Origin of the sequence: Actinomadura sp. HBU206391 (assembly GCF_014323665.1) — a bacterium.
Lineage (GTDB): Bacteria > Actinomycetota > Actinomycetes > Streptosporangiales > Streptosporangiaceae > Actinomadura_C.
Genome location: NZ_JABVEB010000018.1, coordinates 13,513 through 35,649, shown reverse-complemented (window position 1 = coordinate 35,649; position 22,137 = coordinate 13,513). Strand labels below are relative to the sequence as shown.

General features: G+C 70.4%; 20 protein-coding genes. 8 read left to right on the top strand and 12 right to left on the bottom strand.

Annotated elements, in window-relative coordinates:
• The first annotated feature begins 92 nt into the window (after positions 1–92).
• From HKK72_RS09945 to HKK72_RS09930, 4 genes are all read left to right on the top strand, one after another.
• A complete protein-coding gene (locus HKK72_RS09945; RefSeq protein ID WP_187233996.1) occupies positions 93–1,427 on the top strand; it encodes an ABC transporter substrate-binding protein in 1,335 nt (444 codons plus the stop codon).
• Positions 1,428–1,518: 91 nt separating this feature from the next.
• The gene (locus tag HKK72_RS09940; RefSeq protein WP_187233995.1) at positions 1,519–2,853 is read left to right on the top strand and encodes a polysaccharide lyase family 1 protein; all 1,335 of its coding nucleotides are present in this window, start codon (positions 1,519–1,521) and stop codon (positions 2,851–2,853) included.
• Between the two features lie 50 nt (positions 2,854–2,903).
• Entirely contained in the window at positions 2,904–4,253 is a 1,350-nt protein-coding gene (locus HKK72_RS09935) for a Gfo/Idh/MocA family protein (RefSeq protein WP_187233994.1), read from the top strand.
• A gap of 262 nt (positions 4,254–4,515) precedes the next feature.
• Complete coding sequence (locus tag HKK72_RS09930; protein ID WP_187233993.1) at positions 4,516–5,199, top strand: hypothetical protein; 684 nt, start codon at positions 4,516–4,518, stop codon at positions 5,197–5,199.
• On the opposite strand, the gene HKK72_RS09925 is transcribed toward HKK72_RS09930, so the two are convergent.
• Positions 5,162–6,307 carry an acetylesterase gene (locus HKK72_RS09925; protein ID WP_187233992.1) on the bottom strand — a complete coding sequence of 382 codons (1,146 nt, stop codon included), beginning with the start codon at positions 6,305–6,307 and terminating at the stop codon, positions 5,162–5,164. The genes HKK72_RS09930 and HKK72_RS09925 overlap by 38 nt on opposite strands.
• 118 nt (positions 6,308–6,425) lie before the next feature.
• Between HKK72_RS09925 and HKK72_RS09920 the strand changes: the two genes are divergently transcribed.
• Positions 6,426–7,961: an aldehyde dehydrogenase (NADP(+)) gene (locus tag HKK72_RS09920; RefSeq protein WP_187233991.1), complete on the top strand. Its 1,536-nt coding sequence runs from the start codon at positions 6,426–6,428 to the stop codon at positions 7,959–7,961.
• Positions 7,962–8,126: 165 nt separating this feature from the next.
• Here the strand turns inward: HKK72_RS09920 and HKK72_RS09915 are convergent, their stop codons facing one another.
• From HKK72_RS09915 to HKK72_RS09905, 3 genes are all read right to left on the bottom strand, one after another.
• Positions 8,127–8,738 (bottom strand): Dps family protein, encoded by a 612-nt coding sequence (locus HKK72_RS09915; RefSeq protein ID WP_187233990.1) that lies wholly within the window; start codon positions 8,736–8,738, stop codon positions 8,127–8,129.
• Between the two features lie 112 nt (positions 8,739–8,850).
• Positions 8,851–9,846 (bottom strand): adenosine deaminase, encoded by a 996-nt coding sequence (add, locus tag HKK72_RS09910; RefSeq protein ID WP_187233989.1) that lies wholly within the window; start codon positions 9,844–9,846, stop codon positions 8,851–8,853.
• 56 nt (positions 9,847–9,902) lie between these two features.
• A complete protein-coding gene (locus HKK72_RS09905) occupies positions 9,903–10,730 on the bottom strand; it encodes a phosphoribosylaminoimidazolesuccinocarboxamide synthase (protein ID WP_187233988.1) in 828 nt (275 codons plus the stop codon).
• A 226-nt stretch (positions 10,731–10,956) separates the two neighbouring features.
• Between HKK72_RS09905 and HKK72_RS09900 the strand changes: the two genes are divergently transcribed.
• Both HKK72_RS09900 and HKK72_RS39775 read left to right on the top strand, forming a co-directional pair.
• On the top strand, positions 10,957–11,514 hold the full coding sequence (locus tag HKK72_RS09900; protein ID WP_222720543.1) for a GNAT family N-acetyltransferase: 558 nt from the start codon (positions 10,957–10,959) through the stop codon (positions 11,512–11,514).
• A 318-nt stretch (positions 11,515–11,832) separates the two neighbouring features.
• Positions 11,833–12,447 carry a winged helix-turn-helix domain-containing protein gene (locus tag HKK72_RS39775; protein WP_222720542.1) on the top strand — a complete coding sequence of 205 codons (615 nt, stop codon included), beginning with the start codon at positions 11,833–11,835 and terminating at the stop codon, positions 12,445–12,447.
• Positions 12,448–12,474: 27 nt separating this feature from the next.
• Here HKK72_RS39775 and HKK72_RS42080 read toward each other — a convergent pair whose 3' ends face one another.
• Positions 12,475–13,656, bottom strand: coding sequence for a LamG-like jellyroll fold domain-containing protein (locus HKK72_RS42080; RefSeq protein ID WP_187233986.1), 1,182 nt, complete (start codon positions 13,654–13,656; stop codon positions 12,475–12,477).
• 245 nt (positions 13,657–13,901) lie between these two features.
• Between HKK72_RS42080 and HKK72_RS09885 the strand changes: the two genes are divergently transcribed.
• Positions 13,902–14,585 carry a hypothetical protein gene (locus tag HKK72_RS09885; RefSeq protein WP_187233985.1) on the top strand — a complete coding sequence of 228 codons (684 nt, stop codon included), beginning with the start codon at positions 13,902–13,904 and terminating at the stop codon, positions 14,583–14,585.
• A 161-nt stretch (positions 14,586–14,746) separates the two neighbouring features.
• Here the strand turns inward: HKK72_RS09885 and HKK72_RS09880 are convergent, their stop codons facing one another.
• The 7 genes from HKK72_RS09880 to HKK72_RS09850 form a co-directional block, all read right to left on the bottom strand.
• The gene (locus tag HKK72_RS09880; RefSeq protein WP_187233984.1) at positions 14,747–15,793 is read right to left on the bottom strand and encodes an endo-1,4-beta-xylanase; all 1,047 of its coding nucleotides are present in this window, start codon (positions 15,791–15,793) and stop codon (positions 14,747–14,749) included.
• An 80-nt stretch (positions 15,794–15,873) separates the two neighbouring features.
• Positions 15,874–16,626, bottom strand: coding sequence for a cupin domain-containing protein (locus HKK72_RS09875; protein ID WP_187233983.1), 753 nt, complete (start codon positions 16,624–16,626; stop codon positions 15,874–15,876).
• Positions 16,620–17,513 (bottom strand): PmoA family protein, encoded by an 894-nt coding sequence (locus HKK72_RS09870; RefSeq protein WP_187233982.1) that lies wholly within the window; start codon positions 17,511–17,513, stop codon positions 16,620–16,622. The genes HKK72_RS09875 and HKK72_RS09870 overlap by 7 nt, the downstream gene beginning before the upstream one ends.
• Positions 17,510–18,655, bottom strand: a complete 1,146-nt coding sequence (locus HKK72_RS09865) for a Gfo/Idh/MocA family protein (RefSeq protein ID WP_187233981.1) — start codon at positions 18,653–18,655, stop codon at positions 17,510–17,512. Before HKK72_RS09865 ends, HKK72_RS09870 begins: the two co-directional genes overlap by 4 nt.
• Entirely contained in the window at positions 18,652–20,097 is a 1,446-nt protein-coding gene (locus tag HKK72_RS09860) for a glycoside hydrolase family 30 protein (RefSeq protein WP_187233980.1), read from the bottom strand. The genes HKK72_RS09865 and HKK72_RS09860 overlap by 4 nt, the downstream gene beginning before the upstream one ends.
• A gap of 129 nt (positions 20,098–20,226) precedes the next feature.
• The gene (locus tag HKK72_RS09855) at positions 20,227–21,090 is read right to left on the bottom strand and encodes a carbohydrate ABC transporter permease (RefSeq protein ID WP_261986694.1); all 864 of its coding nucleotides are present in this window, start codon (positions 21,088–21,090) and stop codon (positions 20,227–20,229) included.
• Entirely contained in the window at positions 21,087–22,085 is a 999-nt protein-coding gene (locus tag HKK72_RS09850) for a carbohydrate ABC transporter permease (RefSeq protein ID WP_261986693.1), read from the bottom strand. The genes HKK72_RS09855 and HKK72_RS09850 overlap by 4 nt, the downstream gene beginning before the upstream one ends.
• Between the last annotated feature and the right edge of the window lie 52 nt (positions 22,086–22,137).

Sequence of the window (22,137 nt, the reverse complement as noted above, 5' to 3'; positions counted from 1 at the left end):
ATTCAGAGCTGTGACCTTCAGAGCTGTGCATCGGGGACCAACACAGACCGACGCGGCACCACCGCGTCACCACAGGAAAGGTGAGAACGACGATGTCTCGACGCGGCCTTCTGCCGGGGCTCCGATCCCGGCTCGCGGCAGCCTCGGCGATCACTGTCGGCGCCTGCCTCGCACTCAGCGCGTGCGGTGGCGACTCCGGATCGTCCGACGGCACCATCACGATCAGCTTCTGGGACACCAACGCCAGTCCCACCTCCACCCCCATCTGGCAGCACACCATCCAGGAGTTCCAGAGACAGAACCCCAAGATCAAGGTCAAGTACGTCGGCATCCCCATCGCACAGGTCCAGCAGAAGTACGACACCGCGATCGCCTCGAACGCGGTGCCGGACGTCGGCGGCATGTCCACGTCCTACCTGGCCAACGTGGCCGGGCAGAACGCCCTTGAGCCGCTCGACGACCGGTTGGCCGGCAGCGCCCTGAACGGCAAGCTCTCGGCGTCGTTCCTCGACCTGGTGAAGTCCGCGGGACCCGACGGGAAGCTCTACCAGCTGCCCAACACCGCGAACATGGGCATCCTGTGGTACCGCACCGACTGGTTCAAGTCGGCCGGTCTGAAGCCCCCCACCACCTGGGAGGCCTTCTACACGGCGGCGGACAAGCTGACCGACGCCAAGGACAACAAGTACGGCTACACCATCCGTGGCGGCGCGGGATCGATCGCCCAGGTGCTGGAGTTCATCTACGCCCAGTCCGGGATCAACATGATCTTCGACGCCCAGGACAAGACGACTCTCAACGATCCGAAGAACGTCGCCGCGCTCGAGAAGATCGTGGCGCTCTACAAGAAGGACACGCCGAGCGCCGACGTCAACAACGACTACATCAAGATGACCGCCCAGTTCGACGGCGGGAACATCGGCATGATGCAGCACAACCTGGGCTCGTTCGGCGACCACAAGAAGGCGCTCGGCACGGAGAAGTTCGCCGGCACCACGGTGCCCGCGCAGCCGGACGGCTCCCGCGTCATCATCTCCAACCCGATCGGCGGGACCAGCGTCTTCAAGGCGGGCAAGCACAAGACCGAGGCGTGGAAGTTCGCCGAGTTCGTCTCCGGCAAGGAGATGACGACGCACTACAACAAGACCATCGGCCAGATCCCGGCCAACACCGACTCGGCCGCCGAGAGCTGGGTCAAGGAGAATCCCACTCTCGATGCGGCGATCACGGTGATGAACGACCCCAAGACCAAGATCGTGCAGTTGCCCTACTACCTGCCCGAGTTCAACGCGATGACCAAGGCCGAGGCCGAGCCGCTCTTCCAGAAGGTGCTGCTCAAGCAGATGACGGCCAAGGAGTTCCTGGACCAGCTGGCCCAGAAGTTCAACGAGGCCCAGGGCAAGTACAAGGAGCGCAAGGACGGCTGACCCCGGCCTCCGTGGCCGCCGGCCTCCCGGCGGCCGGCGGCCACGGAGCCCAGCCCGGAACCGGAAGGACCCCTCACCCCAAGGAACAGACATGCGCAGACGATCGTCCTTCGCCCTGTCCGCGGTCTGCGCCGCGGCGGCGCTGACCGGCATGACCGGCCACGTCTCGGCACAGCCGCAGCGGCACCTCCCCGACCCCGGCCGGCAGACCCTCGCCGCCAAAGACGGCTGGGCCTCTTACTCCACCGGCACCACCGGCGGCTCGACCGCCCGCCCCGGTCAGGTGCGCGTCGTGCGGACCAGAGACCAGCTCGCCGCCGCCGTGACCGGCGACCTCCCGAAGATCGTTTATGTCAAGGGCACGATCGACGGCAACGTCGACTCCAGGAACAAGCGGCTGACCTGCGACGACTACGCGACCGGCGGCTACAGCCTGCCGGCCTTCCTCACCGCCTACGACCCGGCCACCTGGGGCAGGGTCGACCCGTCCGGGCCGCTCGAGGAGGCGCGCAAGGCGTCGGCGCTGCGGCAGAAGGAGCGGGTCGAGATCCCGGTCGGCGCCAACACCACGATCGTCGGGCTCGAGGGCGCCCGCATCAAGGGCGCCAACCTTGTCCTGCGCGACGTCGACAACGTCATCGTGCGGGGGATCGAGTTCCAGAACGCCTTCGACTGCTTCCCCGCCTGGGATCCGAACGACGGCGAGTTCGGCGAGTGGAACGCCGAGTACGACCCGATCTCGCTGTACGGCGCCACACACGTGTGGATCGACCACAACACGCTGAACGACGGCGACATGCCCGACAGCGAGCAGCCGACGCACTTCGGCCGCGTCTACCAGGTGCACGACGGCCTGCTCGACATCACTCACGGCTCCGACCTCGTGACGGTGTCGTGGAACCGGTTCACCGACCACGACAAGGTCATGCTGATCGGGCACAGCGACTCCTCCACGCTCGACACGCGCAAGCTCCGCGTCACCCTCCACCACAATCTGTTCACGAAGATGGGGCAGCGGACGCCGCGTGTCCGGTTCGGCCAGGTGGACGTCTACAACAACCACTACGCCGAGAGCTCGGGCGAGCCCTACCTCTACAGCTGGGGCGTGGGCGTCCAGTCGGCCATCGTGGCCGAGCACAACGCCTTCACGCTGCCCGCCGACATCGACCCGGCCGACGTCATCGAGTACTGGAAGGGCACCGCGATCCACGCGGCGGACAACAGGGTCGACGGCGCATCCACCGACCTGCTCGCGGCCTACAATGCGGCCTACGACCCCGACCTGTCCCCCGACGTCGGCTGGACGCCGACGCGGCGAAGGGCCGTGCACCGGTCTCGGGACGTACCGCGCCTGGTCAGGGCGGCGGCCGGAGCCGACCGTCTCAGCCGTCCAGGCCGGATCGCGCTCGCCGGCTCCGGCGGCTGACGCCGGCGCCCGGCCCGGCCAGAGATCCCGGCCAGAGATCCCGGCTCGAAATGACGGTTCTGGAGGACGTACGCGTGTCGGCACAGCGACCACGGCGGGTAGCGATCATCGGGACCGGGTCGAGGGCCCGGATGTACACCCGTGCCCTCGGCACCCGGGACGGCACATCCGTCGTGGCGCTGAGCGACGTCAGCCCGACCTGGATGGCCGTGCACAACCGGATCCTCACCGAGGAGTGCGACCGGCCGGCCGCGGCGACCTGGCATCCGGGCGACGTCGACCGGATGCTGCGCGAGGAACGCGTCGACACCGCGGTCGTGTGCACGGTCGACGCCCTGCACGAGGGCCACATCGTGGCGGCACTGCGCGCCGGGTGCCGGGTGGTCACGGAGAAGCCGATGGTCACCACTGCCGAGCAGGCCCGGCGGGTGCTCGACACGGTGTCGGAGACCGGCGGCGATCTGTCCGTGGCGTTCAACTACCGGTTCAACCCGCTGCACTCCGCGACCCGCGACCTGCTCGCGGCGGGACGGATCGGAGACGTGCTGTCCGTCCACTTCGAGTGGCTGCTCGACGTGCGGCACGGCGCCGACTACTTCCGCCGGTGGCACCGTGACCGGGCGAGCAGCGGCGGCCTGATGGTGCACAAGTCGGGCCACCACTTCGACCTGGTCAACTGGTGGCTCGGCACCGTACCCGTCACGGTGTACGGGGTCGGCAGGCTCGCCTTCTACGGGTCGGCCAACGGCGCGCGAAGCGGGCTGCGCCGGGACTACGACCGGGCGCACGGAGAGACCGCTGCCGACGGCGACCCCTTCGCACTACGACTGGCCGGCGATCCGGAGTTGCGCGCGCTCTACCTCGATGCCGAGGCCGACAGCGGCTACGTCCGCGACCGTAACGTGTTCGGCGACGGCATCTCGATCGAGGACGACATGGCGGTGCTGGTCACCTACGCGTCCGGCGCGACCATGACCTACCACCTGACCGCGTACTCCCCATGGGAGGGCTACCGCGTCGCCTTCAACGGCACCCGTGGCCGGCTGGAGCTCGAGGTGGAGGAGTCGACCTGGGCGGCGCCGGACCAGGCCCCCGAGGGCAGGGTCCTGCACGGCGTCGCGCAGGCACCGGACTCCGGGGCGGCCACACTGCGGCTGCGCCCGCTGTGGGCTCCACCGGAGGACGTGGAGGTGGACCACACCCACGAGGGGCACGGCGGGGGTGACGCCCGGATGCTCGCGGCGCTCTTCGATCCCGCGGCATCCGGCCACGCCATGATCGCCACCCCGGCGGACGGGGTGAACGCGCTGCTCACCGGCCTGGCCGCCAACCGGTCCTTCACCACCGGCCATGCGATCGAAATCGACGATCTCCGCCGAAACGGCTCACCACGTCCATGACCTCGCAGCATCGGCCGACTCTCGGTTCGGCGGCACCCATGCACCAACTCGGGTCCATTTAGACCGCATGGGATTCGGACCCCCATCGGGCGGCCCGTCTAAGCTTCGGCGAACCGCCAATGGGACGCCGCCGCACAATCTCCAAGCCGGCCACTCCGCGTCTAGACCCATCGAACGGACCCGGTCGCTGGGTCCAGGAACTGGGCTCAGGATGGGCCTCCGGCTTCAAGCGCTCGCACCTGAAGCAGCATACCTTGGGCAAGTGGAAACTGAGCAGCGCACATACGTTCGCCGGCAGTCGCGGGGCCATAATGGCGACGTCGGCGAAGGCGCGATCTCATATATAGCGGCCGTACTGCTGGTGGCGGTGATCGCGGGCGCCATCAGCGTCAGCGGTATCGGACGCAGCGTCGAGGCCGGCATCGTGGCCGCCGTCTGCCGCGTCGGCCAGCAGGACTGCGCCACCGGCAAGCCGCAGCAGCCCAAGCGGAAGCTCCCGGAGAAGCCCTGGCCGAAGCTCACGCCACGCGTCAGCCCAGCGCCCTCACCGACCTGGGAGACCCAACCCGGGAAACCGGGTCAGAAGGCCGATCCCACACCCTTGCCCGTCACCCCATCACCCAAGGCACCGCCCCCGCTCACGCCCCTGCAGCAGGGCCAACGGGTGGCGAAGCTGGGCGTCAACTACGTGGAGTGCTCTCTTGTCTTCGTCAATACCAAGTGCATTGGCACCTGGGCCTGGTACTACAAGCGGACAAAAGCGGAAGAGCGTGCCCGGGCGGCAAGGAAATGGGCCGAAGACCATGACATCGCACTGACCGTAGGAACCCCATCAGGGTACGATCCGACCCTGCGAATATATACCCTCGATCGCAATGGGAATGGTTCTCAGAACGTGGACGAGTTCATTAAGAAGATGGAGGAGCTCCAAAAGAACGGGGAGTGAACAGCGTTCGGGCGAGCCAGGTGAAGGCCTCGTCCTGCATCGGCCGGTCGAAGGCGTGCCCCCCGGAGTGGAACCGGCCGGTGTACGCCTCCGGCCGCCCGGCCGCCGCGTACCGCTCGCGCAACCGGGCGTCAGCGCGGCGCATGCCGGTGAGCGGGAACAGCCGATCGGCCGCACAGAACATCGCCAGCAGCGGAGAGGGCGCGCGCAGCCCGAGGACGTCCGGCCAGTCGGCCACGGTCCCGATCCCCGGCGGCCATGACAGCCAGGAGTGCCTGTCGACGTGATCGTCGAGCATGTCGGGAAAGCTCGACAGCATCGCCACCACCACGGCGGCGCGCACGTCGTCGGACAGGGCGTGCAGCAGCCCGGCGCGCAGGCCGCCGCCGGACAGCCCGGCGCAGCCGATCGCCCCCGGAAGCACGTCCGGGCGCGCGCCCAGGAGACGCAGGGCGATCAGGTCCTCACGGGCGACCAGCCCCAGGATCGACGTGCCCAGCAGATTGCAGTACTTCGCGATCACCGGTTCGTGGTGGTGGGCGGCCATGTCGTAGTGCCGCTCGTCCCCGATCGGCTCACCGCGCCGTTCCGCCAGCTCCCGTAGGTCGTCGGAGAGACGGCGCACCCGGTCCGGCATCGCGGAGAGCGGAAAGCGCCGGGCGCCCCACAGGAGGGCGTCGTGGCACAGCACCACGAAGCCTCGGCGGGCGAGATCGTTCGCGAACGCGCGGCCGCCGTAGATGTCGCTGCGCAGCGCGCGGATCTCGGCAGGCACCTCATCGGGGCCATCAGCGATCTTCTCCTTGCCCCAGCGCTTCATCCCCGCGTGGCAGTGCAGCGCGAGGACGCCCGGCATGGGGCCTGCGGATTCCTCGGGCTTGATGATCCATGCGTGCGTACGCGGGCCGAAGCCCACCGACCACGACAGTTCTTCACCGGCCAGGCCGTCCGCGGTCCAGCTCCGCTCGCGGCGCACGTCCGTGGGATGCTCGCCGAGCGGCGGCATGCCGAGCACGTCGTCCAATCGGCGGCGGAGACCGGCGTCCGGGGCCGGCCACAGGGCGCGCCGCCGCCCGGCCAGCTCGACCAGGCCGCCGAAACCGCCCATGGAGCTGTGATTTACAGAACCGTGCCCAATGGAACCGTGCTCCTCGGAACTGGGGCGAGTTTGTTCACTTTCACGGTGAGTGTCCATAATCGAATCTCATTACCTGGAGGTTGATCTCATGAGCGAACCGGTCTGGAGCGTCGACGCGCGCACCGGAGAGCGCCGTGATGCAGTCGCGGTCGCCGTCGAGGCGACCGCGGCCGAAGTGGCGGATGCCTGCCGCGCGGCCGACGCGACCCGTGCCGCGCTCGACGCGGCGGGGATACCGGGCCGTGCGGCTCTGTTGCGGGAGCTGGCGGCCGGGCTCGAGGACGCGGGCGACGAACTGGTGGAGGTGGCGGACGCCGAGTCGGCGCTCGGAGAGCCGCGGCTGCGCGGCGAGCTCGCCCGTACCGCCTTCCAGTTCCGGCTCTTCGCCGAGGCGCTCGAAGAGGGTTCGTGGCTCGGCGTCACGATCGACCACGCCGACCCCTCGGCGCGCCCGGTGCCGCGTCCGGACCTGCGTCGCATGTTGGTGCCCCTCGGTGTGGTCGCCGTGTTCGGCGCGAGCAACTTCCCGCTCGCCTTCAGCGTGCCAGGGGGTGACACCGCGAGCGCCCTCGCCGCCGGGTGTCCCGTCGTCGTCAAGGCCCACCCCGCCCATCCGGACCTGTCCGAGCGGTGTGCGCGGATCATGCGCGCGTCGGCCGAGAAGGCCGGGCTGCCCGCCGATGTCATCCAGATCGTGCACGGCCAGGAGGCCGGCGTCGCCCTGGTGACCGACCCCCATGTCAAGGCGGTCGGTTTCACCGGTTCGGTCCGCGGTGGGCGGGCGCTGTTCGACATCGCGCGGTCCCGCCCGGAGCCGATCCCGTTCTACGGTGAACTCGGCAGCCTCAACCCGGTCGTCGTGACCCCGGCGGCGGCCGCCGAGCGCACCGAGGACATCGCGGTCGGCCTGGCCGGCTCGTTCACGCTCGGCGTGGGGCAGTTCTGCACCAAGCCCGGCCTGGTCTTCGTGCCCGCGAGCGAGGCCGGTGACCGGCTCGTCGACCGCATGGCGCAGAGCGTCACCGAGGTCGGCCCCGGCGCGATGCTGACCGACGGCATCCGCACGGCGTTCCGCTCCGGGCTGGCGCAGCGGGAGGCGCTGCCGGGCGTACGGGTCGTCGCCTCAGGCGCCGACGGCGAGGACCGCGTCGTTAGCGCCCGGGTGCTCGCCGCGCCGAGCACGGTGCTCTCCGACGAGAAGACCGCCGAGCTGCTCCTGGACGAGTGCTTCGGACCGGTCACGGTGGTGGTCTCCTACACCGACGAGGCCGATCTGCTGTCGGCGCTCGACAGGGTGCCGGGCAGTCTCACCGGCACGGTGCACACGGGTACGGGCGCCGACGACGTCGCGGCCGGCGCGGGAGCCCGGCTCGGCGAGCGGGTCGGCCGCGTGGTCTGGAACGGTTACCCGACGGGTGTCGCCGTCACCTGGGCACAGCAGCACGGCGGGCCGTACCCCTCCTCGACGGACGCCACGGCGACGTCGGTGGGCACGGCCGCGATGCAGCGCTTCCTGCGCCCGGTGACCCACCAGGACACCCCGCCCGCGCTGCTTCCCGAATCCCTGCGCGACGACAACCCGCTGGGGCTTCCGCGCCGCGTCGACGGCCGCCTGGAGGCCTGACCGCCACGGAGGATGGCAGGCGGCTGGTAGGGGCCGTCCTGTTCCGGTGCGCCGGGGCGAGACGGCCTCAACCAGCCGGTCGTGATCCGCGCAGGTGACGCCTGTGCCGTGCGCGGGCCCGATGATTCGTACGGGCGTACGGGAACACTGGCGGCGGCTCGGCCCTCAGACCTCGGCGGCCGACAGGTTGACCAGGTGCTCGGCGACGAACCAGACCTGGAGCTCGTTGGTCCTGAGCACCTCGCCCATCAGCAGGTCGGCGGTGCCGTCGTCGTGGCCCGCCGCGGCCTTCTCGATCGCCTCGCGGACCTTCCCGAGGACGATCTCGTGTGCCTCCAGCAGGCGGGCGAGCATCTCCGGGACCTTCTCGTCACCGCCCGGCGGCCGCGGCACCGTGGTGAGTTCGGCCACGTGGCGAGGGTCGGCGATCGCCACCCCGCCGATCCGATGCACCCGTTCGCCGACCAGATCGATCACCTTGAGCTGCTCCTCGGCGTGCCTGTCGAACAACAGGCGCAGCTCGTGGAAGACCGTCCCGCCGACCACGCGATGGTGTTTCTTGTACAGGTTGTAGAGGATGGTCGAGTCGGCCAGGATCCGGTTGAGCAGCCGACGGCTCTCGCCCCTGGCGTGATGGGCGAGGGCGATCGAGAACAGCCGTATCTCGCCGAACCGCGCGCGCTCCGCGCCGCTCTGGTACAGCAGAGGCAGGGTGGACCGTGCCGCGCCTGTCCTTCCGGGTGTTCCGAGTGGGTCTGTACGCCTGGTGTGTGTCATCGCGTCCGCAAGCCTCCCCGTCACGACCATCGTGAGCCACCGCCGACAAACGGACTCAAAAAAGGGCGTCCAGATGCCGGCTGAAGACGGTCTGTGTCGGGAAATCCGCCCCTCAGGCCATCGGCCCGCGCAGCCAGGCGTCGATGCCCGAGAGCGCCCGGTCCACCAGGTCGCGCGGCGCACCGCTGTGCCGCAGGGAGGTGCCGGCGACCGCGGCGAGCTGGACGTCGGTCAGGCCGAGTTCGGTGCGCGCGATCTCGTACTCCGCCGACAGGTCGGTCTCGAACAGCAGCGGATCGTCGGCGTTGATGCTGCACCGCACACCGGCGGCGAGCAACGCGGGCAGCGGATGCCGATCCATGGACGGTACGACCGACAGCATCACATTGCTGGTGGGGCAGACGTCGAGCGGGATGCCCCTCTCCGCCAGCCGCTCGACCAGCTCGGGGTCGTCCGCCGCACGGACGCCGTGCATGATCCGGTCGACGCCGAGGACGTCCAGCGCCTCCCGCACCGACTCGGGGCCGGCCAGCTCACCGGCATGGGGCACCACCCGCAGTCCGGCGTCACGTGCGACCGCGAACGCCTCGGCGAACCAGGATCCGGGAGCCGCCGTCTCATCGCCGTCGAGACCGAACCCGACGACGCCGTCGACCGCACGGGACGACGCCAGCCGGGCCATGGCCAGCGCCTCAGCCGGCCCGCGGTCGCGGTTGGCCGCCACGATCAGGCCGAATCCGACACCGTGCCGCCGTGCCGCGTCGTGCCCTGCGGCGAGCACGACGTCGACGGCCTCGGCGGCCGATCCGAGCCGGCCGTCGAACAGCCCCGGCCACATCGACGGTTCCACCCACACCGCACCGGCCCGCCCGGCGTCCTCGACCACCTCGCTGACGAGGCGTTCGGTGTCCGCGGCCGTGCGCAGGCACCGGGCCGCCGCAGTGATCGTCTCCATGAACGCGGCGAACGACCCGTACCCGCGCGGCAGCGGGGCCTCGATGCCGGCCGCCTCGGCCAGTTCGGCGAGGGTGCCACGGCGCATCGCGCCGTCCAGGTGCAGGTGCACGTGGGCCTTGGGCAGCTGGGCGAGATCACGACCGGCGGGCATCAGCGAATGATGGCAGGTTCACCCGGCCGCGGCGAGGGCCGCGCAGTGACAGGGGGCTACCAGCGGCGTCCGGTGAGACGTTCGTACACCTCGACGTAGCGGCGCCGGGTGGCGTCGACGATCTCGGGCGGAATCTCCGGTCCTGGCGGCGTCCGGTCCCAGTCGAGCGTCGCCGACCAGTCGCGGACGAACTGCTTGTCGAGTCCCTGCTGGGGCCGCCCCGGCTCCCACCCGTCGGCGGGCCAGAACCGCGAGGAGTCCGGGGTCAGCACCTCGTCGGCGAGCACGAGGGCGCCGTCCGGCGCCCGGCCGAACTCCAGCTTGGTGTCGGCGATGATGATCCCGCGGTCGGCCGCGAGAGCGGCGCCGCGCCGGTAGACCTCCAGCGTCACGTGCCGCAGCTCGTCGGCGGTGCCCGCTCCGATCTGAGCGACCACGTCCTCGAAGGTGATGAACTCGTCGTGGCCCTCGGTGGCCTTGGTCGTCGGTGTGAAGATGGGCTCGGGCAGCCTGGAGGCTTCGACCAGGCCGGGTGGCAGCGCGACGCCCGAGACGGTGCCCTGCTTCTCGTACTCCTGGAGTCCGAGCCCGGCGAGGTAGCCGCGAGCGATCCACTCCACGGGCAGCATCTCCAGCCGCCGGCACCGGATGGCCCGGCCCGCCCATTCCTCCGGCACGTCGGTCGCGGACACGACGTGGTTCGGCACGATGTCGGCGAGCTGCTCGAACCACCAGAGTGAGAGTTGCGTGAGGATCTTCCCCTTGTCGGGGATCTCGGTGGGCAGGATGACGTCGTACACGCTCACCCGGTCGGACGCGATGAGGATCAGGTCGTCCCCGTCGGCGTATACGTCACGGACCTTGCCGGAATGTACGAGTCGCAACCCACGTCTCCTTGGTCATCAGCTGCTCTGAGCCCGTGATCGTCGCAACCACGGCTGCCGCCATCACCAAGGTTAGACAGCCGCCCTCGCGCCCCGAGCGCCGCGGGGTCCCGGGCGGTATGGAATGCCCCTTGCGGGTACATCGATGGTGATCCGTCGGCTAGCGAGGGGGTCCATCGTGGGCGACCAGACGTTCCGCCGCCATGGCGCCGAAGGTGCGCGTGCCGTGAGCGGAACGGTCGCGCGCATCCATCGCGACGCCTATGCCGAACGGATGGTCCCCGGCGATCTCTTCTCCGGCCAGGACGCCTTCATGCAGCGGTTCGACGCCTACACGGTGCGACCGGAGTTCGACATGGTCATCGCCTACCGCGACGGCGAACCCGTGGGGCAGGCATGGGGCTGGCCGCTCGGCCGGCACTCCGGCGACGCCTGGTGGCTGGGGCTGCTCGAAGAGCCGGAGCCGGGGTTCACCCGCGAGGACGGGGCCAGGACGTTCGCCCTGTCCGAGATCATGGTCGGCCGGGAATGGGCCGGCCAGGGCGTCGGGCGCGCGCTGCACGACGAGCTGCTGTCGGCCCGGCCCGAAGCGCGGGCGGTGCTCCTCGTACGCCCGCACAACACCACGGCCTACCGGGCCTATACCGGATGGGGCTGGCGCAAGGCCGGTGCACTCCGCCCGAACGTCCCCCACGCCCCCGACATGGACGTCCTCATCACACCACTCCCCATCTCGCCCCCGCCAAAGCTTCCCCCCGCCGTGATCATGCAGAAAAGCGCGTAAGCGACCAGCGGTCACGGATCGCCAGGGATGAGCCGCAGGGCTACGGCACCCAAGTGCATGATCACGGCAGCGGTTTCCCCGCCGTGATCATGCAGAAGGGTGTGGGTGAGTGCGGTCGGTGCTATCGATGCTCCCGATATTCCCTACTTTATGAGTTGACTTAGTTTGAAACCGCTCGGATGATGTCGCTATGAAGACCGATCCGCTTCTCGTGGCGCGGTTGCACGTGGATCTCCGGCTGCAGGCGAGCGCGCTGTGCGACGGCCGCCGCCCCGCATCCGCCCACCGATCGCTTCGACCACTGGAAACGGGATCGCCATGCCCGAGCAGCAGCTCGCGAACGTCATCGATCTGGTCGCGTACGTGCGCGACGTCGTCACCTCCGCCACCGAAAAGGACCTGACCGCCGCCGCCCGCGCGCTGCCGGGTGAGCACGGCACGCTCCTCGGCGTCGTCCCGGTGCCCGGGACCGGCAGGGCCCTCGCCATCGTCGGGCATCTCATCACCACCGACGAGACCGCGATGCCCGAACGGACGGAGCCGCTTCCGCCGTCGTCTTCGCCGCTCCCGCCGTCCCCGTCGTCCTCGCAGCCCGCCGCCGCATCGACTGCGACCGGGCCGCCCGCCGCGAAAGCACCCGCGCCCGCCCTCCGCGACGTCGTCGTCGACGGAGCCACGCGGCGGGCCTGGTCGGCCGGCCGGGAACTCGACCTGGCCTACCAGGAGTTCGAGCTGCTCGCCCATCTGACCGCCCATCCGGGTCAGGTCTTCAGCCGCCGGCAGCTGCTGGCATCGGTCTGGGGAGCGGAGTTCGGGCCGAGCGCGCGGACGGTGGACGTCCACGTCCACCGGCTGCGCCGCAAGCTCGGTCCGCACGGCCATCGGCTGGTCACGATCCGGCGGGTCGGCTACAGGTACGAGTCCTCCGCGTGAGCCGCGTCCCGGCCGGGGCGAAGCGCGTTATGTCCGGTGGGTCAGCACGTCGCGGATCTGAGTGGCGGTGAGGACGCGGTCGAAGACCCGTACGTCGTCGATCGCGCCGCGCCAGCCGTCGATCGCCCTGCCGTCGCGCCATCCTCGCCCGATGTCGAAAGGACCGTCGCCCCGGCGCATCGCGGTGCCGGGGCCGGAGGCCTCCATGACGGCGTTGATGTAGAGGCTCACCTGTCCGGCCACGGGGTCGAAGATCGCCGCCAGGTGGGTCCACTTTCCGCGCGTCGCCGGGATCCCGCTGAACAGTCCCCGGTCGCCCTTGATGGAGCCGCTGACCGGGTGGGGCATCATGAACACCCATTCGGAATGGTCGGGATCGTAGTTCACCAGGAAGGCGGGATAGGCGCCCGCGTGCTGGGTGACCACGGTGGTCCACTGGCCGAGCTCGTCGAGGCGCACCCACGCCGTGATCGTGAAGGCCGCGTCAGAGCGGATGACGGGGCCGTCTGTGGCGAGATGACCGGTGCCGTCGAACTCCAGGGCACGGCCGCCCGGGACCGCCATGGGCCGCACGCCGCCATGCGCGGCGGCGGCGAAACCGTGCCCGGAGGAGTCCGACACCGCCCGGCCACCGGCCTCTTCGAACCGCCACCAGGCCGCCGGCGCCGGAAGCCGCGGCGCGGCGGCCGACCCGGTGGGTCGTGCTGAGCCGTCCGAACCGGAGGTCAGTCCGGGAACGCCGGGCACCAGCCCGGCCGCGAGGGCGACGGCGAACGAGGCGGCCGCGACCGGAACCAGCACTCGGCCGATGCCGCGGCGGCGCAGCCGGCCACGAGGGGCGGGGAGACGGCGAACGTCCTCCGACGCCAGTTCGTCCACCTCGCCACCGGACGGCTGCGCGCCGGCGATCCCGGCGACGTCCGGCCCGGTCGCCAGCCGCCGGCGCGCCGACGACCAGCGGGCGACGGTTTCGGCATCGCAACCGCATGCCATGACCAGCGCCCTGACCAGTTCCTCGCGAGGGAGCGACTCTCGGCCGAGCGCGGTGGCGATCGTGCTGCGCGGCAGGAAGTCCCCGTTGCTCTGCGCCCGCGTCTCCAGCTGCCGGTAGGTGAGCCCGGACCACCCCTTGAGACTCCGCAGCAGGGCCACGAATTCGGCAGCGGTTCGTGCCCCGTCCGGATCGGGCTGGAACGTGTCGAGGGGCACGGGACGAATCTATCGACGGTGATCGATAACCGTCCAGCGGGAACGAGCAGCGCCGACGCCGCCGTCCGAGATCCGCTCGCCCGCCGGCGAAGCCTCTGACCTGCACAGACAGATACGGACAGGCTCGGACAGGTCCCGATCTTGTGCGGGCCGCTCTCAGCCATGAGGCTCGAGACACCGCACACCTCCCCAGCTGACCCGAGCCGGTCGGCCCACGCCTGCTGGACAAGTCAGGAGACCCGCGCATGAAGCTCAGAGCGGCCGGCGACCTCGGTGACCTCGGCAAAGGCCGGTCGTCGCGGGACCGACGGCGCCGCCGCTGGATGCTGCTCGCCCCGCTCGCGCCCTTGGCCGTGGTCGACATCGCCCTGGTGATCGGCGGCATGGCCTTCGAGAGTCCCTCTCCGGTGGCGTCGTGGACGGCGGTCCCGGCCTCCCTCAGTCCCGCGGCCAGGACGGCGGCGGCCCACTCCTGCCAGGAACGGCTCTCCGGGCAGCCTCGGTCGCTCGACGCCGCGGGTCTGAAGGAGGTGGTGGCGGAGGATCGAGGCGGCCTCACCGCGGTGCTCATGAGCGGCTCCGGCCGGTACGGCATGTGCGTGGGCGAACCCGGCGCGCCGCTGTTCGTGGGCGCCGGCGACGCCGGCCGCCTCACGGGCGACGGGATCGTGCTCGGCGGAGCACCCGTGCGCATCGACAGGTCCGCGCGGATCGACAGGTCCGTCCCGTTCCGGGTGGCGTACGGGAAGGCGACGTCCAAGGTGTCGACGGTCGTCATCACGACCGCGGACCGGCGCCTCGTGACGGCGACCATCAGCGCGGGCCATTACCTCGCCTGGTGGCCGTCCGACGCCGATCCGGTCACCATCACGGCGACCGCCGCCGACGGCCGGATCATCGAGGTGCTGCGCCCGGACCCGCGCGGCTGAGCCCGAGCCGGGGGGATCGGGCCCGATGGGCCGGGGAGCCGTAAAGGGGGCGGCGAGGCCCGAAGCGCACCGTCATCGCGCGATCGGGCCTCGCCAGGTTCAGCCCGGATTCAGCTCAGGGCCGCCGGTTCAGTCCAGGACCGGCCCGGTTCGGCCCGGTCTCAGCGTCGCCGACCCAGTGCCAGCAGGGCGTTATAGGCGGGCTTGCGGTTCAGCGCCTCGTCGAAGATGCATGCCGCACCCTCGCCTTCGAACCAGCCGGGGACCCAGGAGTGCCGGTCGGTGAAGCCCCAGACGGTGAACTCCACGCAGCGCCGCACGCCCAGGCAGGCCGACAGCGCCTGCCGGTAGTAGTCGGCCTGGGTGGCCAGCTTCTCGTCGGTCACCGGCAGCTGCATCCGCACGTCGATCTCGGTGATGGCGGTCTCGAGCCCGAGTGCGGTGAAGCGGCGCATGTTGTCGGCGAAGTCGCCGGGGAAGCCGTACTGCAGCGAGAAGTGCCCCTGGAATCCGACCCCGTGGACCGGCACGCCCTCGGCCTTGAGTCCCTTGACCAGTTCGAGGGTGGCGTCGCTCTTGGGGCCGATCCATTCGAGGTTGTAGTCGTTGACGTACAGCTTGGCCCTGGGGTCGGCTTTGTGCGCCCAGCGGAAGGCGTCGGCGATGTAGCCGGGCCCGAGCCTGGTCAGCCACAGCGAGGGGCGCAGGGTGCCGTCCTCGTTGACGACCTCGTTGACGACGTCCCATGACCGGACCTTGCCCCGGTAGCGGCGTACCTGGGTCGTGATGTGGTCGCGCAGGATGCCGCGCAGTTCCTCGTCGGTGAAGGTGCCCTCGGTGAGCCAGGTGGGCAGCTGGTTGTGCCAGACGAGGGTGTGGCCGCGCACCGCCTGGTGGTTGCGCCGGGCGAACTCGACCACCGAGTCCGCGTCCTCCCAGGTGTACCGGCCGCGCTCCGGTTCGACCGACTCCCACTTCATCGCGTTCTCAGCGGTGACGCTGGTGAACTCGCGCCGGAGCACCTTGCGGTAGTCGGCCTCGTCCGCGAGCGCGTCCACCGCGACGGCCGAGCCGATGCGCACGCCCGTCTGGTGCGCCAGCCGGCGGAGGTTCTCGGGCCCCCGGCCCGGATGTGCGGACGCCGGGGCGACCGCGGCCCCGATGAGCGCGAGTGTCGCCAGCAAGGTGACGAGTGCACGTGACTTCATGTCGTTCCTCCTGCGGGTGGGTGCGGAGACGAAGGCGGAGGGAGAGGACTGTCGAGGGATACCGGGAGAGGTCGAGGGCTTCAGCCGGGTGGCCGTCCGGCCGACGGGTCGTAGGTGTCGAGCCGGCCGCACATTCCGTGCCGGCGCTCCTCGGGCGGGGCCAGCCGGTGCACCGCCGCCTCGGTGAGATGGCTCCAGTCGCCCGCCGCCAGCCGCTCCAGCTGCTCGCCGGTACGGGCCGCGGCCGCGAGCGGCCCGGCCTCCCACCGCTCCCTCCAGGCGCCGAACGAACCGGCCTTCAGGGCGCGCGCGGCGCCGTAGAAGTCCTTCAGCGCGCCGAGCTCACCGGCCCGCACCCTGGCGCTGAGCTCGAAGAACCCTTCCAGCGCCAGATCCCGCCGGGCCAGTGCCGCCTCGTCCGGATCGCCGTGGAGCGCGGCGGCCCTCTCGTAGGCGCCGGCGTCGGCGAGCGTGGCCGGCGGAAAGGTGAACACGGCGTCACCGGCCTCGGGCAGGCCGTTGTTCTGCATGATGACGAGGATGTGCAGCCTTCCGTCGGAGTTGACGAGCCGGTGAATCGTCCCGGGCGTGAACCACACGACCGCGCCCGCGCTGAGCGAGGTCTCGGCGTAGCCCTGGGCGTTCAGCGTCTGCACGTGCCCGCTGCCGCCGACGACGACGTACGCCTCCGCGCACACCAGGTGGACGTGCGGGGAGCCGCCGCACACCCCGTCGGCCGCCGGCCAGTCGTAGACCCGCAGCCCTGAGACCCCGACGCCGCCGGGGAACCCGGCCGCACCGGCAGACCGGTCCGCGCCCTGATCGCTCACCATGGGTGGGTCCGCACGTACCAGTCCAGCCGCTCGCGGTCCCACGCGGCGGCGGCGACGACGATCCGATAGCGCAGGTCCAGCGTGTGCCCGGGACCGAGGACGTACTCCTGGTGAAAGGCCAGCGACGGGTTCACGGCGGCGAACGGCTCGTTGCGTACGAACCAGTGCGTCGGCGCCGCCTTGTTGTCCGGGCCGTCGATGAACAGCAGGGTGGAGCAGCGGTCCACCTCGTCGTGGCGTCCGACGTAGGCCAGCCAGCGGGCGGGCCGGCCCATCATCTCCGGACCGCCCTGATCGTCGGCGGCGATGACCTCGCCGCCGGTGAACGCTCGCGGACCGCGCCAGAACAGCCCGGTGTAACCGGCCATCGGGCGGCCGTTCGTGGTCGGGCTGCCGAAGTCCAGCGGCTGACCGCACACGTTCGTGAGCCTCGTACGGAAGTCCAGCGCCCAGGAGACATCGCCGGCGTCGGCCACGGTCATCGACCGGATCTCGTCGACCCAGCGCTCGCCGGCCTGGGTGTGCCAGCCGAGCCGCTCGGCCACCTCGACCCGGTCGTCGCCCGTCCACAGCTCGGTGAACTCCTCGTGGCGCATGGACCCGACGTTGGGCAGGTCGACGTACCCCTCGTCGCGGACATAGCTGCCGCCGCCCCAGAAGTTCTCCCCCGACACGTGCGAGGCGGTCATCTGAATGCCCTTGTGCCAGCGGTGGTCGTGCGGCCGGTAGCCGGTCACCACGTCACCGGCCAGCGTGCGCACCGGATGCAGGTACGGCTTCGGCCCCTCGAACGGGTCGGCCTTCTGCTCGTAGACGTACCGGAGAATCTCGACGTCACCGGCCCACACCGACAGAGCGCCGTCCATCCGGTCGATCTGCAACGTCATGTCCCCACCTCCGGGGCCCAGCCGGGCGTGTCGCCGTGCGGCCGGTGATAGAAGGGGTCCCCCGGCGCCAGTTCGCTGCGCAGGACGGGCCGGCCCGTCAGCGCGGACTTGTAGAGACCCGTGACGAACTCCAGGGTCTGCCGGCCGCCGGCCCCGCTGGTGGCCGGCCGCTCGCCCCGCTCATAGGAGTCGAGCAGCGCGGCGAGCTGCGCGGCGTGCGAGCTCGGCACGTCCGCAGCGCCCCCCGCCGCCGGGGCGGTCCAGGCCGCGGCGCGCGCCTCCGGTACGTGCGGCGCGGGCGTGTAACTCCAGTCGGCGTCCCGGTAGCCGTACAGATGACGCAGCTCGACGGTGGCGTCGGTGAAGTCGAAGCGCAGGTAGCTCTCCTCGCGGGGCGACAGCACGCTGTTGACGACGCTCGCCATGGCTCCCGAGGCGAAGCGCACCATCGCCATCGACACGTCCTCGGTCTGCACGTCGCGGTCCAGCCGGCCCGCCATCGCGCGGATCTCAATCCACTCGCCGAGCAGCGCCAGCATCAGGTCCATCTGGTGGATGCCGTGCCCCATCGTCGGGCCGCCGCCCTCGGTGTCCCAGCGTCCCCGCCACGGGACCTCGAAGTACGCGTGGTCGCGGTACCACGCGGTCACGCACTGGGCCACCAGCGGCCGGCCGAGCTCGCCACGTGCCATGAGCTCCCGCATCCTCCCGGCGCCTGAGCCGAACCGGTGCTGGAAGACGATGGCGGCGTACGGCCCGCCGCCCGCGCCGTCAACGCCCGCGCCGCTCCCGCCGGTGCCCTCGGCGGCCGCCATCCGGTCGTACTCGGCCAGCGAGAGGCAGGGCGGCTTCTCGCACAGCACCCACGCACCCGCCTCCAGGCACGCGACGACCTGCTCGGTGTGGACGAGCGGCGGCGTGCACACGTGCACGAGGTCAGGGCGGATCTCCTCGAGCAGCCGGTCGAGGTCGGTGAACGCCCCCGGGATCCCGTGCTCGTCGCAGAAGGTCTTCACCCGGCCGGCGTCCACGTCCATCGCGGCGACGACCTCGGCGCGGGCGGCCTCGCCGCGCAGGGCGGGGACGTGGCAGATGCCCGCGATCCCGCCGGTGCCGACGATGGCCACCCGCGCCCTGCTCATCGGCCCAGCACGACGGTGGTCAGCGAGCGCGGGGCGAGGTCCACCGCCAGCCGCTTGCCGTGCGCCCTGGCGGCACCGGTCTTCGCCAGCGAGTGCTCGCCGTCGGTGAGGTAGGAGGTCACGCGCCCGAGCGCCGGCCGGTCGAGCGTGAGAGCCGCCTGGGTACGCGTCGTCGCCGTGTTGAGGATCTCGACCACCTTGGTGCCGTCGGCGTTGCGGTACGCGGTGAGCTTCAGCGCCGGGTCGGTCGCGGTGGCGGACACCCTGGTCGCGCCGGGCCGGATGAACCGGCCGTAGGCGGCGAGCGCCCACAGTCGCTTGGACACGTTGTAGTTCGCGCCGTCCAGCTGGATCAGCCCTCGGGTGGCCCCGATGGACGCGCCGAACCAGAACACGTAGGCGTTGGCGTTCCCTGTGGTGAGGGTGCGGTGGATGTCCTCGGCGATGGTGAAGCCGTCGTAGCCGCTGCCGTCGTCCCAGTTCTCGTTCCAGGTGGTCCCGTTCGGCGACCACTCCGACATCCACACGTGTCGCTCGGTCGGCAGGGGGCCGGTGACCGGGCTGACGTACGGGTGGCCGGTGTGGGTGGCGACCCACTTCGCCGCCTGTGGGTCGGCCTCGATGGCGGCGGTGTACTCCTGCTGTCCGGTCCAGCCGGCGACGTCACAGCAGGCCACCTTCATGCCGAGGCCCGACCGCTTGACCGTGGGGCCGAAGATCTTGATGAACTCCGCCGCCTGGGCCGGGGTGAAGCGCATCGAGGCGTACGAGACGGTCAGGTCGGGTTCGTTCGTGAACCCGATGTCGGTGAGCTTGATGCCCTCCCGCCGGTAGAACCTGGCGTACTGCACGAGGTAGTTCGCGTAGGCCTGCCGCCAGTCGCCGCTCGCGCAGGTCGTGCCGCTCAGCCCGCAGAGGGTGCCGCCGTTCGCGTCGGTGCCGTTGTCCTTCATGTAGCCGGGCGCGCTCCACGCGTCGGCGTAGAAGCGCTTCACGCCGTACGCCTTGGCCTGCTTGGCCAGCCACACCTGTCCGCCGTCGTCGCCGTCCCACTCGTACTTCGGCGGCGCGTCGGGCCCGCCCGGGTCGGTCGGCTGGATGGTGCGCATGTGGTCGTACACGCTGTCGGCCGACGATCCGATGCCGAGCCGCAGAATGGACAGGCCCGCGCCCTTGTCGCGGCTGAGCAGCAGGTCGAGCACCTCGCGCTGCTTGGCCGGCGGCAGGCCCTCGGTGTTTCCCGGCGCCGGCGTGCCGCGCATGAGACTGGCCCGCTGGAAGGGCTGCGCGAAGCCGAATCCGTCGATCGGCTGCAGCCCGGAGCGGAAGTCCACGCTGCCGGAGGGCGCGCCGGTGGCGAGGGCGGGGGCCGCGGGCGCGGCGAGCGCCATGACCGTGCCGAGGGTCAGCGCGGTCCTGCGTACGAGGCGGGGCACTGCCATTGCTGTCTCCTTAACGGGTACGCCTTAACGGGTACGGCTTAACGCGTTACGGCTGGACGCGGTACGGCGCCGGGATGCGACCGATGCGAGGGAACGGCAGGGGCGGGACGTGCTGTGGACGGGCATGGGTCAGCCCTTGGTGGCGCCGGTGGTGAGACCGCCGATGAGATGCCGCTCGGCGACGGAGTAGAAGGCGAGTGCAGGCGCCATGGCGAGCACGACGTAGGCGAGGATGCGTGCCGTGTCCTGCGAGTACTGGCCCTTGAACTGCTGAATGCCGACCGGGATCGTGAGCCACTGCTGGTCGGTGAAGACCAGTAGCGGCAGGAAGAAGTTGTTCCAGCTCGTCACGATCGCGAGCACTGACACGGTCGCCAGCGCCGGACGTGCCATGGGCAGCAGGACCCGCCAGAAGAAGCCGAAGGCGGTGCAGCCGTCGATCGTCGCGGCCTCCTCGAGCTCGCCCGGAATCGTGCGGAAGAAACCGCGCAGGATGATGATCGTGATCGGCAGTCCGAAGGCCGCCTGCGGAAGGATCACCCCAAGCGGGTTGTCGAGCAGGCCGAAGCTCCTTAGCATCACGAACAGCGGCAGGATCGCCACTGCGAACGGGAACATCAGTCCGATCGTGAAGAGGGTGAACATCGCCTCGCGCCCGCGGAAGGCGAAGCGGGCGAAGACGAACGCGGCGAGCGCGGCGACCCCGACCGTGATGAACGCAGTCGCCAGCGCGATGAACGTGCTGTTGAAGATCTGCCGCCAGAAGGGACCCGACTGCAGGAGCTCGGTGTAGTTCCCGGTCTCCCACTCGTCCGGCAGGCCGATCGGGTTGGTCGAGAGGTCGCTGGTGGTCTTGAATCCCGAGATCAGGCCGTAGAGCAGCGGAACGACGATGAACGCCCCGATCACCCAGATGAGCGCGTGCGTGGACAGCGACCGGAGCATGGCCGCCGCCCGGCGGGGCCTCTTGCGGTGAGCGGCGTGAGTGGTCATCGCAGGCCTCGCATGGCGGTGACGGCTCCTTCGGTGTCGCGCCGCATCACGTAGCGCTGGTAGAAGACGGCGAAGACGAAGCTGATGATGAACATCACGACGCTGATGGCGCTGGCGTAGCCGACCTGGTAGCGCTTGAAGCCGAACTGGAACATCGTGATCGACATCGTCTCCGAGGCATGCACGGGCCCGCCCTGGGTGATGACCCACACCAGGTCGAACAGCTGGATCGCCCCGATGACCGACAGGAAGATGCTGATCCGGATCGTCGGGCCGAGCAGCGGCAGCGTGACGTGGCGGAACCGCTGCCAGCTGCCAGCGCCGTCGATCGAGGCCGCCTCCAGCACCTCCTTGGGGATGCTCTGCAGGCCGGCCAGGTAGAGGATCATGTGGAAGCCGAAGTACTTCCAGGTCATGACCAGGAACAGGGTGATTAGCACCAGCGACTCGTCGGCGAACCACGTCGGGTTCAGATGTCCCAGACCCACCATCCCGAGGAGATGGTTGGCCAGCCCTTCGTCCGGCGAGAAGATCATGGTGAACAGGACGCCGGTGATCACTTCGGACAGGACATACGGCGCGAAGAACAGCAACCGGTAGAACGCGCGCCCCCGCAGCCGCTGGTTGAGCAGCACGGCGATGGAGAGCGCGAACGGCAGCTGGATCCCGATCGACAAGAGGATCAGGAGCAGCCCTCGCCAGAGGTCGCCGAGGAAGACCTCGTCCTGGAAGAGCCGGGTGAAGTTCTCGAACCCGATGAAGTCGCTCGGCAGGCCGAAGCCGCCCCACCTGAAGAAGCTCGCGTACAGGGCGACGAAGATCGGCGCTAGGACCAGCAGGGTGAACAGCACCAGCGCCGGCAGCAGGAACAGGATGATCGTGACCCGGTTCCAGCGCCGCCGGCGGCGCATCGCGCGGCCGGGCGCCGCCTTGCCCGTCGCGTGCTCGGCGAGCGCGTCCTCGGACTGCCCGTCTTTCAGGGTGGAAAGTGCCATTCATTCACTCCAGGCGCCGGCCGAGCCCGTGCCGGCCCGGCCGTGCCTCGTC